Raw genomic sequence first — 20,299 nt, 5'->3', positions numbered from 1 at the left:
TACGGCGCTCGGTGGACCAGTCCCGGGCACGGTCGATCGCGTCACACCACGGCGCGGCCTCGCGGCGCGAGCCGGCCTCCGGGCCTGCCCGCCGGCCGCGGCTTTCCGCGCTCAGGGGCAGCGCACGACCTGGCCCGCGTACGACAGGTTGCCGCCGAAGCCGAAGAGCAGCACCGGGTCGCCCGTGGAGACGGCGCCCTGCTCGACGAGCTTGGAGAAGGCCAGCGGGATGCTGGCGGCGGAGGTGTTGCCCGATTCGGTGACGTCGCGCGCGACGACCGCGTTGACGGCGCCGATCTTCTGCGCGAGGGGTTCGATGATGCGCAGGTTCGCCTGGTGCAGGACGACGGCGGCGAGGTCCTCGGGAGTGAGCCCGGCCCGCGCGCAGGCCTGTCGCGCCAGGGGCGGCAGCTGGGTGGTGGCCCAGCGGTAGACGCTCTGCCCTTCCTGCGCGAACCGTGCCGGCTGACCCTCGATCCGCACGGCGTGGCCCATCTCGGGCACCGAGCCCCACAGCACGGGCGCGATGCCGGGCTCGACCCCGTCGGGGCATGCTTCGACCACGGCGGCGCCCGCTCCGTCGCCGACGAGCACGCAGGTGGTGCGGTCGCTCCAGTCGGTCACCTCGGACATCTTGTCGGCGCCGATGACCAGGGCACGGGTGGCTGCCCCCGCCCGGACGGTGTGGTCGGCCGTCGCCAGCGCATGGGTGAAACCGGCGCAGACGACATTGACGTCCATCGCGGCCGGCTGCGGAATGCCGAGCCGGGCGGCGACCCGGGCGGCCATGTTGGGCGAGCGGTCGACGGCCGTGGAGGTCGCGACCAGCACCAGGTCGATGTCGGCCGGTGTGAGGCCGGCCGAGGCGAGCGCCTTGGCGGCGGCGTGCGCGGCCAGCTCGTCCACGGGCTCGTCGGGGCCGGCGATGTGGCGCGTGCGGATGCCCACCCGGCTCCTGATCCACTCGTCACTGGTGTCGACCAGGCCCGCCAGGTCCTCGTTGGTGAGCACCTTGGCGGGCTGGTAGTGGCCGACGGCGGCGATGCGCGAGCCGTTCATTGGGGGGTCCCCCTCGTTGCCTTGGGTAGCGGGATCCTCCAGTCTGATCAGTGACTCGCGGGTACGAGGGCGCGTGAAGCGACAGGAAACCGGTTCCCGGGTTGTCGGCTTCCCCATAGCCCTCGGACGCCCGAGCAACCGCCGAACATCCACCCGCCGCACACACACCCCACGCAAACCGTTACCCGGTGAACAATTGCGTCGCCTTCTGTACGAGCTCGTACACCCCGTAGGCGAGCGGCGCGCCCACCCACAGCCAGGCGAAGGCGATCAGTGGCCGCCGGTCAGGCTGCGGACTCGGGCTGCTGTCGTTCGACATCGGCGACCTCCTTCTGGACGGGCAGGTGGTGACGGGGGTGGACGGGACGGACGAGTTCGTTGGCGACGAAGCCGACGGCGAGCAGCCCGATCATGATGAACAGGGACAGCGTGTACAGGGACGAGCCGTGCTTTCCGGCCTCCTCCTGCCGGTCGGCGATCCAGTTCACGATCAGCGGGCCGAGCACTCCGGCCGTGGACCAGGCGGTGAGCAGCCGGCCGTGGATCGCGCCGACCTGGTAGGTCCCGAACAGGTCCTTGAGGTAGGCGGGGACGGTCGCGAAGCCCCCGCCGTAGAAGGAGAGGATCACCAGCGCGCACAGGACGAACAGGGGTTTCGACGAGTCGCCGATCAGCGCGATCAGCCCGTACATCAGGGCGCCGACGCCCAGGTAGACCCGGTAGATGTTCTTGCGTCCGATCAGGTCGGAGGTGGACGACCAGCCGATCCGGCCGGCCATGTTCGCCGCGGACAGCAGGGCGACGAAGCCGGCGGCGGCGGACACCGAGACCGGGGTGGAGGTGTCGGCGAAGAAGTCCTTGATCATCGGCGCGGCCTTCTCCAGGATGCCGATGCCGGCGGTCACGTTCATGCAGAGCACGACCCACAGGCACCAGAACTGGGGGGTGCGCACCGCACTGCGCGCCGAGACCTGCACCCCCTCGACGGCGCTCGGTCCGCCCGCGACCGGCCGCTCGCTGCGCGGCACCCGCACCAGCAGCACGCCCAGCGTCATGAAGACCGCATACGAAAGCCCGTGCACGAGAAAGGCGAGCGCGATCCCGGAGCTGTCGGAGCCGAACGACTCCAGCATCTGCGCCGACCAGGGCGAGGCGATGAGCGCGCCGCCGCCGAAGCCCATGATGGCGATGCCGGTGGCCATGCCAGGACGATCCGGGAACCACTTGATCAATGTGGACACGGGCGAGATGTAACCGATGCCGAGACCGATTCCGCCGACGAAGCCGTAGCCGAGGACGATCAGCCAGTACTGCTCGGTGGCGGCGCCGAGCGCGGAGATAAGGAAGCCGGACGAGAAGCAGACCAGGGCGACGGTCATCGCCCAGCGTGGCCCGTTGCGCTCCACGATCGTGCCGCCGAAGGCCGCGGACAGGCCGAGCATGACGATGGCGAGCTGGAAGGGGAGCGCGCTCTGCGTGCCGCTGAGGTCGAGCGCGGACTCCAGCGGCGGCTTGAACACGGACCACGCGTAGGCCTGGCCGATGGAGAGATGGACCGAGAGCGCGGCCGGGGGGACGAGCCAGCGGCTCCAGCCGGGCGGTGCGACAGGGGGACTCATGAATCCTGAACGTTAGGAACCCACAACGGCGTTGAGAAGGCGGCGCGTCGACAGTTTCGGTGAACGGTATGCGAGCTGCGCCGAACGGTCGGACCGACCGGTTTTTCGAAACCGCTTGCACGACCGCTGCCGGGATCGCCACGGGCTCCAGCCCCGGCCCCTACCCCTACCCCGGCCCCGGCGCTGCGCGCACCCATGGTGGCCAGTGGCAGAACAAGGTCCGAGTTCGACCGCCGCGCGGCCGGCACCTGGGACGCATCGGCACAGACGCGGACCACGACCGTGCGCGCCTACTGCGGGGTGGGCTGCCACCTCACGCTCCATGTGCAGGACAATGAGATCGTGAAGGTGACGTCACCGCACGACAACCCGGTGACTCACGGCAATCTCTGCATCAAGGGCCGCTTCGGCTACCAGCACGTACAGAACCGGGGCTGATGACGACATGGGACGAGTCACCGAACGACGCAAGGTGATCCGCATCAGGGACGGAGTGCTCTCCGCCCGGCCGGACACCCTCGTCGCCGAGGAACCAATGGAGATCCGGCTCAACGGCAAGCCGCTCGCGATCACCATGCGCACGCCCGGCGACGACTTCGCGCTGGCCGCCGGCTTCCTGGTCAGCGAGGGCGTACTGGCCACCGCGTCCGATCTGCTCAACATCGTCTACTGTGCGGGCGCGACGCTCGAGGGATCCAACACCTACAACGTGGTGGACGTCCGGACGACCCCCGGTGTGACGATCCCCGACATCACCCTTGAGCGGAACGTCTACACGACCTCCTCCTGCGGCCTGTGCGGAAAGGCGAGCCTGGACGCGGTCCGTACGACGACCCGCTGGCCGATCGCCGACGCTCCCCCGCTCCGGATCGAGCCCGAGCTGCTCGCGAGCCTCCCCGACCGGCTGCGTGCGGCCCAGCGGGTGTTCGACCGGACCGGGGGACTCCACGCGGCGGCCCTGTTCTCCGAGGACGGCGAGCTGCTCGACGTCCGGGAGGACGTGGGCCGGCACAACGCGGTCGACAAGCTGGTCGGCCGCGCCCTGCAGAACGGGGACCTGCCGCTGTCCCGGGCGATCCTGCTGGTCTCGGGGCGGGCCTCGTTCGAGCTGGCGCAGAAGGCCGCGATGGCGGGCATCCCGGTGCTCGCCGCGGTCTCGGCGCCCTCCTCCCTGGCCGTGGACCTGGCCGCGGAGACCGGGCTGACCCTGGTGGGCTTCCTGCGCGGCAGTTCCATGAACGTGTACGCGGGCGAGGACCGCATCACCCTGCGGACCGCGGCCGCCCGGGGCTGACCGGTTCCCCCCGCTGCACGGCGGCGGGGCCCCGACCGGCGGGGAGCGCCCGCTGCGCCGCGGGGGCCCCGCCTCGGCCCCCGCACGATCCCGTGCCGCTCCTCCGCGCGCTCGTGAGCCGCTCGGGCCTCAGCCGCCCATGAACCGCACGTCGGCCGCACGCACCACCGTCCCCAGCCGGGGGAAGTCCAGTTTCACCGACGCCTCGTGCTCGGCCTCGGTGAGAGCGGACATCGCGTCCTCGACGAAGAGCAGGTCGTAGCCGAGGTCGCCGGCGGCACGGGCGGTGGACTCGACGCCGAGGTTGGTGGCGATGCCGCCGAACACGAGCGTGGTGACGCCGAGTCGGCGGAGACGGTCGTCCAGTCCGGTCCCCTGGAAGGCGCCGATGGTGCGCTTGACGATCTCCAGGTCGCCTTCCTGGCGCAGCCCGTGGACCAGACCGCTGCCGGGCGGCTGCTCGGCGACCCCGGGGCGCTCGACGCGGACGAGGACGACAGGGCCGCCCGCCGAGCGGAACCCAGCGGCCAACTCCTCGGCGACGGACAGCACTTCGGTCCCTTTACGGGGCTCCAGGGGCAACGCGACGATGCGGTCCATCAGGTCGACGAGGACAAGGGCGGTGTGCGCGGGGTCGAGCGCGAGAGGTGCGGTCATGACGAAACGTTATCCACCGTCAGCCCTCTGTGCCGGAAATCCGGGTCAACAGGCCCATGAACTGATCCCGTTCGGCCGCCGAGAGCGGGGCGAGCAGGGCGTCGTTCGCCTCCCGAGCGGCCCTCTCGCAGCGCTGGAGCAGCTGCCGGCCCTCCTCGGTGAGTGACACGGCGTTCTTCCGACGGTCACCGGGATCCGGCGCGCGCACGGCGAGGCCCGCGGACTGCAGGTCGTTGAGGACGCCGACCAGGTCCTTGGGGTCGAGTCCGACACTGCGCCCGAGGTCGGCCTGAGCGACGGGGGCGAGATCGCGGACGGCGGAGAGCACGACGTGGTGCCACATCTTCAGGCCCTCGACGGCAAGAGCGTCGGCGACCAGGGCACGGCCGCGCGCTGCGGCCCGGCCGAGGAGCCAGCTGGGGAGAGAGCGGATGGCGGCGAGGGGCGCTTCGGACATGCCCCCAGCCTACCGAATTCATTGGACTTCCCAACGAACTCTTGGATATCGTTGGGAGTCCCAACGAGTTCTGGAGGTGCGATGCGTCGCGTCCGGTACGACTCCATCGGCGGACCGCTGTTTCTGGAGGAGACGCCCGTCCCCGAGCCGGGCCCGGGCGAACTCCTCGTGCGCTGCGCGGCGATCGGTGTGACCCTGCCCGTCGTCCGCAAGGTCACCGAGGGCACGGAGCCGATTCCGCTCGGCGGCGAGATCGCCGGGGAGGTCGTGGCCGTCGGGCCCGGGGTCGCCGGATTCCGGGTGGGCGAGCGGGTGACGGGCCTGTGCTTCGGCCACGGCTACGCCGACTTCGCGCTCCTGCACGAGGCCATGGCATCCCCCGTCCCGCAGGACGCGAGCGCGGTCGACGCCGTCGCCCTCGTGCGCAGCGGCCTGGTTGCGCTGGGCGCCCTCACGGCCGCGCGGCCCGAACCCGGCGAGGCGGCCCTCGTCACCGCGGCGGCGAGCGGGGTCGGCCACCTCGCCGTGCAGCTGGCGCGCACGCGCGGCGCGGCCCGGGTCGTGGGCGCCGTGTCCGACCCGGCGAAGTCCGACTTCGTGGGCGCACTGGGCGCCGACGATGTCATCGCCTACGACCGCGCCGACTGGGGCGCCCCCGTCGACTACGTCCTGGACGCCGTCGGCGGCGCGTTGCTCACTCCCGCCGTCGCGGCCCTCGCTCCCGGCGGGCGACTCGTGGCCTACAGCTCGGGCGGCGGGACGATCCGGGCGTACGACCTGCTGGTGGGCGCGAAGTCCGTGATCGGCTTCCAGATGGCCCACGTCGCGCGCGGGAGGCCGAAGGTGTACGAGCGGTGGCGCCAGGAACTGTGGCGTGTGTTCGCGGAGGGGACGCTGAAGCCGCTCGTCCACCGGGAATTCGGCCTGGAGGACGCCGCCGAGGCACACGGGACGATCGAGTCACGGAGCAATCTGGGGAAAGTGGTTCTGGTGCCGTGAGCTGGAGGTCGTCGGTGGCCAGAGGACGGCCGTCTCACGCCGTGGCCGACGCCCGGTCGTCGCGCCGTTCCCCCGACGCCTCCAACGGATCCCGTGCCCGGCGCTTGGCGATGACGGCGCACACCATGAGCTGCATCTGATGGAAGAGCATCAGCGGCAGTACGGCGAGGGAGGCGTGCGCGCCGAACAGGACGCTCGCCATGGGCAGCCCGGAGGCGAGGGACTTCTTCGAGCCGGCGAACTGGATCGCGATGCGGTCCTCACGATCGAACCGCAGCGCCTTGCCGCCGTACCAGGTCAGGGTCAGCATCACCGCGAGCAGGACGGCCTCGACGACGAGCAGTCCGCCCAGCCGCACGGCGCTGACCTGGTGCCAGATGCCCTGGACCATGCCCTCGCTGAACGCGGTGTAGACGACGAGGAGGATCGAGCCGCGGTCGACCAGTCCGAGCACCTTCTTGTGCCGGGCGACGAAGCCGCCGATCCAGCGGCGCAGCAGTTGTCCCGCGAGGAACGGTACGAGCAGTTGCAGCACGATCTCGACGAGCGAGTCGGCGGAAAAGCCGCCACCGCTGCTGCCGAGCAGGGACGCCGCCAGCAGCGGGGTGACGACGATGCCGACCAGCGAGGAGAAGGAACCCGCACAGATCGCGGCGGGCACGTTGCCGCGGGCGATGGAGGTGAACGCGATCGACGACTGGATCGTCGACGGGACGAGGGTGAGGAAGAGCAGCCCCTGGTAGAGCGGGTGGGTGAGGAATACCGGGACGAGGCCGCGCGCGGCCAGGCCCAGCAGCGGGAAGACCACGAAAGTGCAGGCCAGGACGGTCACATGGAGGCGCCAGTGCCTCAGTCCGTCCAGCGCCTCACGGGTGGACAGGCGGGCCCCGTACAGAAAGAAGAGGAAGGCGATCGCGGCCGTGGAGGCGCCGGAGGCCACGTCGGCGGCGCCGCCGCGGGCCGGGAACAGTGCCGCGAGCCCGACGGTCCCGAGCAACAGCAGGATGTAGGGATCGACCGGCATCCAACTCGGCCAGTGCAGGCGTTTCACGGTGCTCCACGTGCGGTTCGATGGGTGTGCGTCCGGGCCCGGAAGGCCCCTCTCCATCGTCCTCCGGAGCACCGTCATCGGGAATCCGGCATACCGCTCTCACTGTCATCGCGAAACACGATGACAACGGCTACTGTGACGGGCGTGTACGAACCCTCCCATCTGCGCACCTTCCTCGCCGTCGCCCAGACGCTGAGTTTCACGCAGGCCGCGCGGCGGCTCGGGCTGCGCCAGTCCACCGTCAGCCAGCACGTGCGGCGCCTGGAGGACGCGACCGGCCGGGCGCTGTTCACCCGGGACACGCACTCCGTGGAGCTCACGGAGGACGGCGAGGCGATGCTCGGTTTCGCGCGCCGGATCCTGGACGTGCACGAGCAGGCCACGGCCTTCTTCACCGGCACCCGGCTGCGCGGCCGGCTGCGCTTCGGCGCCTCGGAGGACTTCGTCCTGACCCGGCTGCCGGAGATCCTGGAGGGCTTCCGCCACGACCACCCCGAGGTCGACCTGGAACTGACGGTGGAGCTGTCGGGCACCCTGCACGAGCAGCTGGCCGCCGGGAAACTGGACCTGGTGCTGGCCAAGCGGCGCCCCGAGGATCCACGGGGTGAGCTGGTGTGGCACGACCGGCTGGTCTGGATCGGCGCGGAGCGGCTGCGGCTGGACGCCGACCGTCCGGTTCCACTCATCGTCTTCCCGCCGCCGGGCATCACCCGGGCGCTGGCCCTGGAGGCGCTGGAGCGGCAGGGGCGGGCCTGGCGGATCGTCTGCACGAGCGGCAGCCTCAACGGTCTCATCGCGGCGGCCCGGGCCGGCCTGGGCGTGATGGCGCACTCGCGGGGCCTGATTCCGCCGGGCCTGGTGCGGATCCCGGACCGGGCGGGGCTGCCGGAACTGGGGCGGGTCGACTTCGTGCTGGTGCACGGACGCGGGCGGACGTCGGCCCAGGGCACCGCGGACGCACTGGCGGCGGCCATCCTGGCGGGCGGCGACCGCCTGCACCGACGACCGGCACCGGGACCCGCCCGGCGCACCGGCCCGCGAGAAGCACGGGAGGTCCGGGAAGCCCGGGACGCCGACGAGGGCTGAGCGGCGCGAGCACCCCCCGCGGTCCGCGTTCACCTGCGGCCGGAGTAACGGAATCAGACGCTCCGCCGCTGTCGGAAAAGAGGGTGACCCCCCGGCCGGGACCCATGGGGCAGGGATCGGCAACGAAGGCCGTGACGGGCCTCGGGAGGGGTCGGACAGCGTAAGTGGTACGGGCAGATTCGGTGGAGATTACGGTACCGAAACTTACTCAACCGTCAGCTTTCTGTCCGACCCTTCCCCATGTGAGCCCATTTTCCGGCACTGACCAGCGCAGACGAGAGCATCGCTCGCTTTCTGGCCCCCTCCCGCCGCGTCGTCGGGTGGGGTAGCTTTCACGGCGCTGTGCGGCCATGAGAAGCGGGGTGCGGGGTTTGCGCGAGTTCACCATCCCTCCGTTGGCGTTGGCACCGCCGGTCGGCGGTCTGGCCGACGTCGTCTTCCAGCACGCCCAGGACGACCCGCAGTACGTCAGCCTCGGCCGCAAGGACGAACGGGGCGAATGGCGGGACGTGACCGCCGCCGAGTTCCGCGACGAGGTACTCGCCCTCGCCAAGGGCCTGCTCGCCCAGGGCATCCGGTTCGGCGACCGCGTCGCCATCATGTCCCGCACGCGCTACGAGTGGACGCTGTTCGACTACGCCCTGTGGACGATCGGCGCCCAGGTGGTGCCGGTCTACTCGACCTCCTCCGCGGAACAGTGTTTCTGGATGCTGTACGACGCCGAGTGCACGGCCGCGGTCGTCGAGCACGAGGACCATGCGATGACGATCGCCACCGTCATCGACCGCCTCCCGCAGTTGCGGCAGCTGTGGCAGCTGGACTCGGGCTGCGTGCAGGAGCTGTACGACGCCGGCGCCTCCATCGAGGACGACGTGGTGCACCGGCACCGGGAAGCGGTCACCCCCGACTCGACCGCGACGATCATCTACACGTCCGGCACGACGGGCCGGCCCAAGGGCTGTGTCATCTCGCACGGCAACTTCATGTTCGAGGCGGACACGGTCATCGAGCGCTGGGAGCCGGTGTTCCACTCCAAGCGGGGCGACGAGGCGGCGACCCTGCTGTTTCTGCCGCTCGCGCATGTCTTCGGACGGATGGTGCAGATCGCGGCGATCCGCGGCAGGGTCCGCTTCGGTCACCAGCCCCAACTGCACGCGGCCGCCCTGCTCCCCGACCTGGCCGCCTTCCGGCCGACGTTCTTCCTGGCCGTGCCGTACATCTTCGAGAAGGTCTTCAACGCGGCCCGCCGCAAGGCGGAGCGGGAGGGCAGGGCGGGGCCGTTCGAGAAGGCCGTCGAGGTGGCCGTGAACTACGCGGAGGCCCTCGAGGCGAAGGCCTGGGGCATCGGGCCCGGCCCCTCGGCGGGCCTGCGCATGCAGCACCAGCTCTTCGACAAGCTCGTCTACTCCAAGGTGCGCGCGGCCATGGGCGGCCGGGTCCGGCACGCCATGTCCGGCGGCTCGGGCATGGACCGCAAGCTCGGCCTGTTCTTCGCCGGGGCGGGCGTGCAGATCTACGAGGGTTACGGCCTGACGGAGACGACCGCGGCCGCGACCGCCAACCCGCCGGGACGCACCCGGTACGGTACGGTCGGCCAGCCCATCCCGGGGATGACCGTGCACATCGCGGACGACGGCGAGATCTGGCTGCGCGGCGAAAACGTGTTTCAGGGCTACCTCAACAACCCCAAGGCCACCGACGAGACCCTGCACGACGGCTGGCTGGCCACCGGCGACCTGGGCTCCCTCGACGAGGACGGTTACCTCACCATCACCGGCCGCAAGAAGGAAATCCTGGTCACCTCCAGCGGCAAGAGCGTCTCGCCGGGGCTGCTGGAGGAGCGGGTGCGCGACCATCCGCTGGTCAACCAGTGCATCGTCGTGGGCAACGACCGGCCGTTCGTGGCGGCGCTGGTCACCCTCGACCAGGAGGCCGTCGAGCACTGGCTGCAGATGCGCGGCAAGCCGCAGCTGCCGCCCGTCGAGCTGGTGCGCGACCCGGATCTGGAGGCGGAGGTGCGCCGGGCGGTCGTGGCGGCGAACACGCTGGTCTCGCAGGCCGAGTCGATCCGCACGTTCCGCATCCTCGCCCAGCCGTTCACCGAGGAGCACGGACTGCTGACGCCGTCGCTGAAACTGAAGCGCAAAGCGATCGAAAACGCTTACGCGAACGAGGTCGACGCGCTGTACCGCACCTAGGAGCGGTCCTGGGGTTTCCTCTGGGTGGGAACGGGTGTGAATCGGTTGTCGGCGGGCACCCGCCCCGAAATCGGGGGACGGGATCGGGCGTCAGGAATGCGATGGCCGCCGTGATCGTTGACGATGGGAGTACCACTTTGACGGACAACCGAAGGATCAAGAGCTCGTGAGTAGCAAGGTCCCCCCGATCATCCTCAACAACGGCGTGGAGATGCCCCAGCTGGGCTTCGGCGTCTGGCAGGTGCCGGACGACGAGGCGGAGCAGGCGGTGTCCACCGCCCTGGAGGCCGGGTACCGCAGCATCGACACAGCGGCGATCTACGGCAACGAGGAGGGCACCGGCAAGGCCATCGCCTCCTGCGGTGTGCCCCGCAAGGACATCTTCGTCACCACCAAGCTCTGGAACAGCGACCAGGGGTACGACGCGACGCTCCGCGCGTTCGACGCCTCCCTGGAGAAGCTCGGCCTGGACTATCTGGACCTGTACCTCATCCACTGGCCGCTGCCGGCGCGCGACACGTACGTCGACTCGTACAAGGCCTTCGAGAAGCTCCTCGCGGACGGCCGGGTACGGGCCATCGGCGTGTCCAACTTCCTGCCGGAGCACCTGGAGCGGCTGATCGGTGAGACGTCGGTCATCCCGGCGGTCAACCAGATCGAGCTGCACCCGCACCTGCAACAGCACGCCTCCCGTGCGTTCCACGCGGACCAGGGCATCGCCACCGAGGCCTGGTCCCCGCTCGGCCAGGGCAAGGGCCTGCTCGAGGTCCCGGCGATCGTGGCGATCGCCCAGAAGCACAACCGCACCCCGGCCCAGGTCGTGCTGCGCTGGCACCTCCAGCTCGGCAACGTGGTGATCCCGAAGTCCGTGACGCCGTCGCGGATCAAGGAGAACATCGAGGTGTTCGACTTCAGCCTGGACACCGAGGACCTGGCGGCGATCAGCGCGCTGAACGAGGACCGGCGCATCGGTCCGGACCCGGGCACCTTCGACCTCGGCTGAGGTTTCCCGCACGTGGTCGAGGGCGCCCCCCCCTGTTCAGGGGGCGCCCTCGGCACGTCGGACGGGCCCGTGGACGCGCCCGCCGGCCGCGCTCGTCAGTTGGGCTGCCCGATCGGCCGTACGACGACGGTGTTGATGTCGACGCCCGCGGGCTGCCGGATCGCCCAGACCACGGAGTCGGCGATCTGGTCGGCGGTGAGCAGGTGCCCGGGCGGCAGACTGCCATAGCTGTCCCAGAACGGGGTCTCGACCCGACCGGGCGCGATCAGCGTCACGCCGACGCCCCACTCGGTGACCTGGCGGCGGGTGTTCTCCGCGAGCCCGGTCACCGCCCACTTCGTCGCCCCGTAGATGTTGCCCGGCGTGTGCACGAACCCGGCGACACTGCCGACCAGAACGATCCGCCCCCGTGTCTCCTTCAGCGCGTCGATCGACGCGCGGACAAGGAGCGCGGGGCCGAGGACGTTGGTCAGCACCATGTCGGTCCACCCGGCCGGGTCGCCCTCGGCGACCGAGTCGTGCGTGGCGGTCCCCGCGTTGGCGACGACCGTGTCCAGCCGGCCGTATTGCTTGAGCGTACGGTCGACCGCCGTCCGTACGGAGTCGTAGTCGGCGGCGTTCCCGGCCACCGTCAACAACCCGTCCGGGTCACCGAGTTCCGCGGCGAAGGCCCGCAGTCGTTCCTCGCCGCGCCCCGTGACGGTGACCCGGTGTCCGGCGTCCAGCAGCTGCCGCGCGACGGCCGCCCCGATGCCGCTGCCGCCGCCGGTGATCAGTGCGACCGGAGAATCCGGCGTGCCGGAAGAGTTGCTCATGACGTGCCCCCATAGCGATGCCTGTGTTGCGTGACTCGCAGTTCACCAGTTGGAGCACTCTCCAAGTCAAGCCCCACCGGGCGGACTTGATCCGCCGGGCAGGCCCTAAACCGCCTTCACCGCCGTGTGCACCGTGTGCGCCGCGAGCACGAAGACGTCCGCCCTTCGGTGCACGCCCCCCTCGTCCTGCGGGTCGAGCAGCCGGTCGAGCGTGGCGCGGTCGTCCGGGTCGAGGGTGTCGCCGAAGACGTCCCGCAGCCGGGACAGGGACGCGACGATGTGGGCGCGGGCCCGGTCGGAGGCAGGCGCGGGCAGGTCGAGCAGGAAGCTGCGGGTGCGGGTGTGCTTGAGGCCGGCCGCGCCGAGCAGCCCCGCCCAGTCCTCGGTCTCGGCCACCGAGCCGGGCAGGTCGGCCCGCATCCGCGCGAACCACTCGGCCTCCAGCGCGTCGAGCCGTGCCTCCAGACCGGGCCGCCCGAAGCCGAGGTCGCGCGGCAGGAACCGGGCCGGCAGACCGCCCTCCATGATCGCCAGGGTTCCGCCGGGTGCGAGCCGCTCCGCGAAGGCGGTGAGCGCGGCGCGCTGGTCGCCCAGGTGATGCAGACTGCGGCCGGCCCACAGCAGATCCGCCGGATACTCCAACTCGTCGAGGACGCCGGGGAGTTCTCCGGCAAGGGTGTCGAAGCGGTCGCCGTACCCGAGCCGGTCGGCCCGCTGCCGGGCCCGGTCCAGCAGCGGCGCGGAGCCGTCGACCGCCATGACCCGCGCCCCGGTGAACGTCTCGGCGAACAGACAGGAGATGACGCCGGGTCCGCTGCCCGCGTCCACGATCAGCCCCGGGTCGGTCACCTCCTTGCCGAGCCAGGACAGGGCGCGCTCGTACAGCGGGGTGAACAGCTCGGCCTGTGCTTCCAGATGCGGGGCCATCGCGGCCCAGTCGATGTCGGTGTGGTGGCCGTGGGTGTGCCGGTCGCCGTGGGATGCGTGCGGATCGTGCGCCATGGTGGTCAGCCTCTCGTCCGGTGTGCCGTCAGCGTGCGCCGACGCACCGGACGAGAGCCACTCCTGTTGCCGGGACGGCAAAAAAAGAAACGCGGATGGCAAGCCTTTTCGAGCCGGTGATCCGCCGGGGCCCGGCCCGGGAGGGCCGACCGACCCCGACGGATCACCGTCACTTCGACTCACCGCCGTACGGATCACCGCCGTACGGATCACCGCCGTGTGGCGGTCTGTTTCACCGGGCTGCCTACAGCGGCGGGTACGCGTTCTGCATCAGCTGCTGGAACTGGGCCGAGAACCAGTGCCCGGACAGCGGGGCGTTCGCCAGGGAGCCCGACATGCTGTTGCCGTTGCGCGGGTTGCCCGTGTACGTCGGGTCGCACATCCGGTCGAAGCCCTTGCCCTCGTCGTTCGCGATCGCGGAGCTGGAGCCGTCGGACTCGCCCGGCGGCTTCATCCACACGTACGCATCGATCCCGGCGGCCGGAGCCGCCTGCGGGCGCTCGCCGAGGCCGGCGCCGGACTGGTTGCACCAGTTGCCGATGTGGATACGACGGTCGTAACGGCCGCCGTTCACATAGGTGTCCACGCTGGTCGTGGCACCCGGGCCGGTGGGTCGTGCGGCACCGCCCCAGCCGTTGCGGGAGGTGTCGATCAGCATGCCGATGTTCGACCTGAAGCCGGTGGAGATCAGCTGGTTGCGGAAGGCCTGGGCGTACGACAACTCGTCGACGTAACGGTTCCAGTCCACCCACTTGGACTCGCGGACCGACTTGCCGGCCACCGAGTCGTTGATGGTGAAGTTGTTCTCCTTCAGGGCGCTGTAGTTCGCCGTGTTGGTGATGAAGCCGTGCACGTCGTCGACGGTCGCGCCTTCGGCCGTGGCGGCCTGGTACATGACCTGGGCGGAGGAGGCGAAGTTGTCGTCCCAGCCGAGCCAGCCGTGGTGACCGGCGTCGATGTAGTTGTAGACGTTCGGGATCGCGCCCAGCTTGTTCAGCGCGTAGCCGACGCCCTTTATGTAGTTGCCGTTGGCCTTCATGGTGTCGCAGGCCGGGGTGGCGGTGGGCCGGCTGCCGGTGTTGGTGACGAGGTTCGGCAGCGAGTCGATCTCGACGGTGGTGACGATCCGCAGCGAGGCGTACTTGCTGTCGGCGAGAATCGCCGCGATCGGGTCGATGAACTGCGTCTTGTACTTGTCGATCTCCGTCGGGCCGAGCTCGCCGTTGGAGGCGAGGGCCGCGCAGTCCCGGCCGGGAAGGTCGTAGACGACCAGTTGGACGACTTCCTCGCCGCTGCCCTTCTGAGCGAGGGCCGCGTCCAGGTGGGCGCGCAGGCCCATGCCGCCGTTCACGCCGTTGATGGCGGCGATACGGTCGAGCCAGACGCCGGTGGGCTGGTTGGAGATGCGGCTGCCGCCCGTCTCGGCGGCGGCCTTCGCCGACCATTCGGGGTTCACGTACACCTTGGCGCCGGCGTAGGGGTTGTCGACCTTGGTGGACGGGGTGCCGGGGTCGGTGGGGGGATCGGTGGGCCCGCCGGTCCCGCTGTCCACGTTGCAGGTCACGCCGTCGAGGGTGAACGTGGCCGGGACGGCGTTGGTGCCGCTGTAGGTGCCCTGGAATCCGAAGCTGACCGAACCGCCGGTCGCCAACGTCCCGTTGTAGGTCTCGTTGTTGGCGGTGACGGCCGTACCGGACTGGGTGATCTTCGCGTTCCAGCCGCTGGTGACCTTCTGGCTGCCGGCGTACGCCCACTTCACCGACCAACTCGACTTCGCGGCCGAGTTGTTGGTGACGGTGACGGCGGCGGTGAAGCCGGTGCCCCAGTCGTTCTGCACCTTGTAGTCGACACTGCACGGGATGGCGGCGATGCCGGGATCGCCGGGGACGACCGCGAGCGCCGTCCCGGAGGCGCCGGCGACCAGCGCCAGCGCGGCGAGTATCGCTGTTCTGCTACGGCTCATGAGTGCGGGCTTCCTTCTTGGTTGCGGGTGTCTTCCGTTGCGTTCCTTCGATGGAGCTGTTCGATGGAGCTGTGCGGTGGAGCTGTGCGGTGGCGCCTATCCGTTGAGCCCGAGTGCGCGCAGGTGGTCGCGCAGGCCGGTGCCGTACGCCGTGGGCGTACCGTCGTAACCCGAGATCAGGGACGGTCCCGTGGAGCAGTCCCAGGTGTTCCAGGTCCAGCCCAGGTACGACAGTGCGCGCTCGTCGAACCACTTCATGACCTGGTCGACGAAACCGTGTGAGCAGGTGTTCTCGCCGATCTCCCCTGCCACCAGCGGCACTTGGGCGGCGACCGGGGCGAGCGTCGAATTCCAACAGCTCTCGTTTGCACAGGAGTTGAAGTTGTAGACGTGGTAGGCGGCGGCGAGATTGCCGGTCGGGTCGGTGGGCTTGTACGTCAGCCACTGACTGAGGTCGTTGGAGTACGCGAGTCCGCCGGCCAGGATCACGTTCTTGGCGCCGGTCGCCCGTACGGAGTCGACGAGGTCCTGCATTCCGGCGACTTCGTACCCGATGCCGGGGCAGGTTCCGCCGTCCCGCCAGCACTGCCACGCCTGGGTGGTCGTGGAGGTGGCACGGTCCGGGTAGGGCTCGTTGAACAGGTCGAACACGACGGCCGTGTCGTTCTTGAAGGTGTTGGCCACCGAGGTCCAGAACGACGGCGTGTACTGCATGTCGGGCATCGGCTTCTGGCAGCTGGCGTGCACGTCGGAGCAGCCGGCCGAGTTGCCCGTGTACTGCCCGTAGTTCCAGTGCAGTTCGACGATCGGCGTCATCCCGTGCGCCTTGACGCGGGCCACCAGGTCCTTGACGGCGTTGATGTAATTCGCGCCGCCGTAAGCGGAGTTGATGTTCGACAGGCCGAGCCAGCACTCCTCGTTGAGCGGAATGCGGACAGTGTTGACGTGCCAGTCGGCGATCGCCTTGACGGCCGCGTCGTCGACCGGTCCGTCCCAGATACCGCGTCCCTGGACGCACATGAACTCGCCGCCGGAGCGGTTCACGCCGAGCAGACGGCGGGTCTTTCCGCCGGCGTCCACGAGCTTGTTCCCCGCGACGTGCAGCGCGGGCGGCGCGTCACCGGTGTTCGGTGGATCGGTCGTGGGTGGGGTGGTGGGGGTCGGTTCGGTGTCGACGTTGCAGGTGGTGCCGTTGAGCTTGAACGTGGTCGGTGCGCTGTTCGCGCCCGCCTTGGAGGCGATGAAGCCCGTGCTGACGCTCGCGCCCGTGCCGAGGGAACCGTTCCAGCTCTCGTTCGCGGCGGTGACGGCCGTACCCGACTGGGACCATTTGGCGCTCCAGCCCTGGGTGACCTTCTGACCGGCCGAGAAGTCGAACGTGAGGCTCCAACCGCTCACGGCCGCCGCATTGTTGGTGATCTTCACGGCAGCCTGGAAGCCGGCGTCCCACTGGCCGGTGACGGAGTACTCCACCGTGCAGGCGGGCGTGGCTCCCTGAGCCGTCATGACCGGCAGGGCCACGCCCGTCCCGAGGGCGACCGTGCCGGCGACGGCTAAAAGTACTGAACGCGGGGGGTGTCGCATGAGCGACTCCTTGCAGCTCAGGCGCGTCGTGGCGGACGCGTCGACTGATGGAATCGCTCCCACTGGTGTCTCGAAGTTAGCGCCACGTGCTGGCAAAGAACAGGGGCGTCGCTGACTTTCCCTCAACTTACGGCGTCGAATCTTTTCGACTCTTCAAGCACCTTGACCGCGTTCACCCCCATCCTCACTATGGGAGCGCTCCCACTGGTTCAAGGCTTGTTGCTCCTCCCCCCACTTCTCCGAGCCGCAAGGAGGAACCAGCATCATGGATCCCTCACGCAGACGTCGCAGGGCGCGGCGCCTGTGGACCGCCGTCGTGGCGGCCCTCGCGCTTCCCCTCGCCATGCTGAGCACGAGCACAACTCCCGCCCAGGCGGCGGCACTTCAGTGCAGCGTGGACTACAAGACCAATGACTGGGGCTCCGGGTTCACCGCGGACCTGACCCTCACCAACCGGGGCGCCGACCCGATCAGCGGCTGGACCCTGACGTACTCCTACGCGGGCAACCAGAAGCTGTCCAACGGCTGGAACGGCAGCTGGTCGCAGTCCGGTCAGCAGATCACGGTGACCAACGCCTCGTACAACGCGACGATCGCCGCCGGAGCGGCAGTCAGTACGGGTGGGCAGTTCACCTACAGCGGCACGAACGCCGCTCCCGCGAGCTTCGCGGTCAACGGCACCACCTGCGCCGGCGCGCACCAGCCGCCGGTCACCGTGCTGACCAGCCCGACCGCGGGCGCCGTCTACACGCAGGGGAACGCGGTGCCGCTCGCGGCGACCGCCGCGGCCGCCGACAGCGCGACGATCTCCAAGATCGAGTTCTACGACGACACGACCCTGCTGGGCACGGACACGAGTGCGCCGTACTCCCTGTCCGCCTCAGGATTGTCCGTGGGCAACCACTCCCTGGTCGCCAAGGCCTACGACAGCCTGGGGGCGTCGGCGTCGTCGACCCCGGTCGGCATCACGGTGGCCTCGGGACCGGCCGTGGTCGCCTCCACGAACCAACTGGCCGTGCAGCAGGGCAAGACGGGCACGTACTCGTTGAAGCTGTCGACCCAGCCGTCGGCCAATGTCACCGTCACGACCGCCCGCACCACCGGAAACACCGGGCTGACCGTGACGGGCGGCGCAAGCCTCACCTTCACGCCGTCGAACTGGAGCACCGCCCAGAACGTGACCGTCACGGCCAACGCCTCCGGCACAGGCGCCGCGACCTTCGAGTCGACGGCGACCGGGCACGCGAAGGCCTCGGTGACGGCCACGGAGATCGCGGGCACCAAGGCGTACGACGCCCGGTTCCTCGACCTCTACGGCAAGATCACCAACCCGGCAAACGGTTACTTCTCCCCCGAGGGCATCCCGTACCACTCGGTCGAGACACTGATCGTCGAGGCTCCGGACCAGGGGCACGAGACGACGTCGGAGGCCTACAGCTACCTTCTCTGGCTGCAGGCGATGTACGGGAAGATCACCGGCGACTGGACCAAGTTCAACGGCGCCTGGGACATCATGGAGAAGTACATGATCCCCACCCACGCCGACCAGCCGACGAACTCGTTCTACAACGCGTCGAAACCGGCCACGTACGCGCCCGAGCTGGACACTCCGAACGAGTATCCGGCGAAGCTGGACACCGGAGTGTCCGTGGGTTCGGATCCCCTGGCCGGTGAGCTGAAGTCCGCCTACGGCACGGACGACGTCTACGGCATGCACTGGCTGCAGGACGTCGACAACACCTACGGCTACGGCAACGCGCCCGGCAAGTGCGAGGCCGGTCCGACGGACACCGGCCCGTCCTACATCAACACCTTCCAGCGCGGCGCGCAGGAATCGGTGTGGGAAACGATTCCGCAACCGACCTGCGACGCCTTCAAGTACGGCGGCACGAACGGGTACCTGGACCTGTTCACCGGTGACTCCTCCTACGCCAAGCAGTGGAAGTACACCGACGCCCCCGACGCCGACGCCCGGGTCGTGCAGGCCGCGTACTGGGCGGACATCTGGGCCAAGGCGCAGGGCAAGGGCGGTGACGTCTCCGCGGCCGTCGGCAAGGCCGCGAAGATGGGCGACTACCTGCGCTACGCGATGTACGACAAGTACTTCAAGAAGATCGGCAACTGCGTCGGACCGACCGCCTGCCCGGCCGGCACCGGCAAGGACGCCTCGCACTATCTGCTGTCCTGGTACTACGCCTGGGGCGGCGCCACGGACACCAGCGCCGGCTGGGCCTGGCGCATCGGCTCCAGCCACACCCACGGCGGCTACCAGAACCCGCTGGCCGCCTACGCGCTGAGCAGTTACGCCGACCTGAAGCCCAAGTCGGCGACGGGCCAGGCGGACTGGGCGAAGTCGCTGACCCGGCAGCTGGAGTTCTACCGCTGGCTGCAGTCCAGCGAGGGCGCCATCGCGGGCGGGGCGACGAACAGCTGGGCGGGCCGCTACGCGACTCCCCCGGCCGGCACCTCGACGTTCTACGGCATGTACTACGACCAGCAGCCCGTCTACCACGACCCGCCGTCCAACCAGTGGTTCGGCTTCCAGGCGTGGTCGATGGAGCGGGTCGCCGAGTACTACCAGCAGACCGGGAACGCGAGCGCCAAGGCGGTTCTCGACAAGTGGGTGGACTGGGCGCTGTCCAAGACCACGATCAACCCGGACGGCACCTTCCGGATCCCCTCCACCCTCCAGTGGTCGGGTCAGCCCGACACCTGGAACGCGTCAAGTCCCGGTGCGAACACCGGACTTCACGTCACCGTCGCCGACTACACCAATGACGTCGGCGTGGCGGCCGCGTACGCCAAGACCCTGACGTACTACGCCGCCAAGTCCGGTGACACGGAGGCGAAGACGACCGCCAAGGCGCTCCTGGACGGCATGTGGACCAACAACCAGGACGCCCTCGGCATCGCGGTCCCGGAGACCCGGGCCGACTACAACCGCTTCGACGACAGCGTGTACGTCCCGAGCGGCTGGAGCGGCAAGATGCCGAACGGCGACACGATCAACTCCTCCTCGACCTTCGCCTCGCTGCGGTCCTTCTACAAGAACGACCCGGCCTGGTCGAAGATCGAGAGCTATCTCGCGGGCGGAGCCGCGCCCGTGTTCACGTATCACCGGTTCTGGGCCCAGGCGGACATCGCCCTGGCCATGGGTTCGTACGCGGAGCTTCTCGAATAGCCCCCGCCGGGCGCTCCGCGGGTCGGGCGGTGTTCGTCTGCCGGCCGGACGTGGCTGGTCGCGCAGTTCCCCGCGCCCCTGAAAGGGCGCGGTAGCGCACCGCTCTCCCGCGGAGTCGCTCGAAACTCCGCGTACGCGGCTCCGTCACCTGACGACGGGGCCCCGGCCGGGCGGCCCCCACCCGCACAGGGGGCCGCCCGGCAGTCGCACGTCCCGTATCACCCGCACCGATCTCCACCCGCACGGATCTCCACCCCCACCGTTTCTTCCCGCACCGGTCTCCTCCGCACCGATCTCCACCCCCACCGCTTCCTCCCGCACCGACCTCCAC

At 69.8% G+C, this 20,299-nt stretch carries 16 protein-coding genes and 1 pseudogene; 7 read left to right on the top strand and 10 right to left on the bottom strand.

The annotated features are described in order from the left end of the window. Window positions 1–111: 111 nt before the first annotated feature. The 3 genes from ACZ5SK_RS21950 to ACZ5SK_RS21940 form a co-directional block, all read right to left on the bottom strand. The gene (locus tag ACZ5SK_RS21950; protein ID WP_334575481.1) at window positions 112–1,059 is read right to left on the bottom strand and encodes a beta-ketoacyl-ACP synthase III; all 948 of its coding nucleotides are present in this window, start codon (window positions 1,057–1,059) and stop codon (window positions 112–114) included. A 181-nt stretch (window positions 1,060–1,240) separates the two neighbouring features. Beyond that, window positions 1,241–1,378: an MFS transporter small subunit gene (locus tag ACZ5SK_RS21945; RefSeq protein WP_334575482.1), complete on the bottom strand. Its 138-nt coding sequence runs from the start codon at window positions 1,376–1,378 to the stop codon at window positions 1,241–1,243. Continuing rightward, entirely contained in the window at window positions 1,344–2,678 is a 1,335-nt protein-coding gene (locus ACZ5SK_RS21940) for an OFA family MFS transporter (RefSeq protein WP_334575484.1), read from the bottom strand. The genes ACZ5SK_RS21945 and ACZ5SK_RS21940 overlap by 35 nt, the downstream gene beginning before the upstream one ends. Window positions 2,679–2,894: 216 nt before the next feature. On the opposite strand from ACZ5SK_RS21940, the pseudogene ACZ5SK_RS21935 reads away from it, so the two are divergent. Continuing rightward, window positions 2,895–3,116: pseudogene (locus tag ACZ5SK_RS21935) on the top strand (2Fe-2S iron-sulfur cluster-binding protein); the annotation flags it as partial. 7 nt (window positions 3,117–3,123) lie between these two features. Further along, complete coding sequence (gene fdhD / locus ACZ5SK_RS21930) at window positions 3,124–3,972, top strand: formate dehydrogenase accessory sulfurtransferase FdhD (protein WP_334575485.1); 849 nt, start codon at window positions 3,124–3,126, stop codon at window positions 3,970–3,972. A 129-nt stretch (window positions 3,973–4,101) separates the two neighbouring features. Here fdhD and ACZ5SK_RS21925 read toward each other — a convergent pair whose 3' ends face one another. Then, complete coding sequence (locus tag ACZ5SK_RS21925) at window positions 4,102–4,629, bottom strand: isochorismatase family protein (RefSeq protein WP_334575486.1); 528 nt, start codon at window positions 4,627–4,629, stop codon at window positions 4,102–4,104. 19 nt (window positions 4,630–4,648) lie between these two features. After that, entirely contained in the window at window positions 4,649–5,086 is a 438-nt protein-coding gene (locus tag ACZ5SK_RS21920; protein WP_468576491.1) for a MarR family winged helix-turn-helix transcriptional regulator, read from the bottom strand. Between the two features lie 81 nt (window positions 5,087–5,167). Between ACZ5SK_RS21920 and ACZ5SK_RS21915 the strand changes: the two genes are divergently transcribed. Continuing rightward, entirely contained in the window at window positions 5,168–6,085 is a 918-nt protein-coding gene (locus ACZ5SK_RS21915; RefSeq protein WP_468576490.1) for a quinone oxidoreductase family protein, read from the top strand. Between the two features lie 34 nt (window positions 6,086–6,119). Here ACZ5SK_RS21915 and ACZ5SK_RS21910 read toward each other — a convergent pair whose 3' ends face one another. Beyond that, on the bottom strand, window positions 6,120–7,136 hold the full coding sequence (locus tag ACZ5SK_RS21910) for a bile acid:sodium symporter family protein (RefSeq protein ID WP_334575490.1): 1,017 nt from the start codon (window positions 7,134–7,136) through the stop codon (window positions 6,120–6,122). A 144-nt stretch (window positions 7,137–7,280) separates the two neighbouring features. On the opposite strand from ACZ5SK_RS21910, the gene ACZ5SK_RS21905 reads away from it, so the two are divergent. The 3 genes from ACZ5SK_RS21905 to ACZ5SK_RS21895 all read left to right on the top strand — a co-directional run bounded on the left by ACZ5SK_RS21905 (window position 7,281) and on the right by ACZ5SK_RS21895 (window position 11,423). Next, complete coding sequence (locus tag ACZ5SK_RS21905; protein WP_334575491.1) at window positions 7,281–8,222, top strand: LysR substrate-binding domain-containing protein; 942 nt, start codon at window positions 7,281–7,283, stop codon at window positions 8,220–8,222. A 371-nt stretch (window positions 8,223–8,593) separates the two neighbouring features. Next, entirely contained in the window at window positions 8,594–10,420 is a 1,827-nt protein-coding gene (locus tag ACZ5SK_RS21900; RefSeq protein ID WP_334575492.1) for an AMP-dependent synthetase/ligase, read from the top strand. A gap of 166 nt (window positions 10,421–10,586) precedes the next feature. Beyond that, window positions 10,587–11,423 (top strand): aldo/keto reductase, encoded by an 837-nt coding sequence (locus ACZ5SK_RS21895; protein ID WP_334575494.1) that lies wholly within the window; start codon window positions 10,587–10,589, stop codon window positions 11,421–11,423. Between the two features lie 95 nt (window positions 11,424–11,518). Here ACZ5SK_RS21895 and ACZ5SK_RS21890 read toward each other — a convergent pair whose 3' ends face one another. From ACZ5SK_RS21890 to ACZ5SK_RS21875, 4 genes are all read right to left on the bottom strand, one after another. Further along, entirely contained in the window at window positions 11,519–12,238 is a 720-nt protein-coding gene (locus ACZ5SK_RS21890; protein ID WP_334575495.1) for an SDR family oxidoreductase, read from the bottom strand. Between the two features lie 105 nt (window positions 12,239–12,343). After that, window positions 12,344–13,240, bottom strand: coding sequence for a class I SAM-dependent methyltransferase (locus ACZ5SK_RS21885; protein ID WP_361701878.1), 897 nt, complete (start codon window positions 13,238–13,240; stop codon window positions 12,344–12,346). 244 nt (window positions 13,241–13,484) lie between these two features. Next, window positions 13,485–15,203 (bottom strand): glycoside hydrolase family 6 protein, encoded by a 1,719-nt coding sequence (locus tag ACZ5SK_RS21880; RefSeq protein ID WP_334575498.1) that lies wholly within the window; start codon window positions 15,201–15,203, stop codon window positions 13,485–13,487. 96 nt (window positions 15,204–15,299) lie between these two features. After that, the gene (locus ACZ5SK_RS21875; RefSeq protein ID WP_468415931.1) at window positions 15,300–16,787 is read right to left on the bottom strand and encodes a cellulase family glycosylhydrolase; all 1,488 of its coding nucleotides are present in this window, start codon (window positions 16,785–16,787) and stop codon (window positions 15,300–15,302) included. Window positions 16,788–17,052: 265 nt separating this feature from the next. Here ACZ5SK_RS21875 and ACZ5SK_RS21870 point away from each other — a divergent pair, with 265 nt between their 5' ends. Beyond that, on the top strand, window positions 17,053–19,968 hold the full coding sequence (locus tag ACZ5SK_RS21870; protein WP_334575501.1) for a glycoside hydrolase family 48 protein: 2,916 nt from the start codon (window positions 17,053–17,055) through the stop codon (window positions 19,966–19,968). The last annotated feature ends 331 nt before the right edge of the window (window positions 19,969–20,299 follow it).

It is taken from the genome of Streptomyces sp. NPDC031474, assembly GCF_055581185.1.
Note: the sequence above shows the minus strand (reverse complement) of the source record. Positions and strands in the feature narration are given on the sequence as shown.